This is a genomic window from Suttonella ornithocola (genome assembly GCF_001889065.1).
GTDB classification, from domain to species: Bacteria; Pseudomonadota; Gammaproteobacteria; order Cardiobacteriales; family Cardiobacteriaceae; genus Suttonella_A; species Suttonella_A ornithocola.
The window spans coordinates 1-477 of record NZ_LWHB01000356.1 but is presented as its reverse complement, the minus strand read 5'-3'; the positions used below and the strand labels follow the sequence as shown (position 1 = coordinate 477).

Genomic DNA, 477 nt, shown 5'->3' with positions numbered 1-477 from the left:
TATGGTGGAATGAGTTTGTGATGTATCCAATCAATATTTAAATGTGCTGCAAAATATTGACCGGGGTGCGTACCTTTAGGCAGTTTGACGTTTGGATCAAAGAGAGAGATGATTTCATCATTGTCTTTGCCAAATTCTTTAAGCATGGCAACAGCTTTTGAACCTTGTATGCGTAGGTATTTAATGCTGTGTTCGATACAGCGTTGAATGATGCGTTCTTTGACGATGATGTTTTTCGGGGTGTCGCTGGAAAAAAGTTTTTCAAAGGCGGGATAACTGGCGCATAGATAATCACCTGCGTGTATTACGATGTCTTTCGGGATAATGATGTCGCGACTGCGCAATTCGAGTTCACAGCGGACCCAAGGACTATCTTGCATCTTGAGCTGTTTGCCTTTTTCATAGAAGCGGAGCAAGCGTGAGCTTTGCCGAGTACCGATATAAAGGGTTCGTCCATTGCTGGTGTCGTTAAACCAG

1 protein-coding gene is annotated in these 477 nt (G+C 43.4%); it reads right to left on the bottom strand.

Annotated features, from left to right (window positions below; translation table 11 throughout):
• Positions 1–477: replication initiation factor domain-containing protein (locus tag A5N85_RS14375; protein WP_211268277.1), on the bottom strand; the 477-nt coding region annotated here is incomplete at both ends.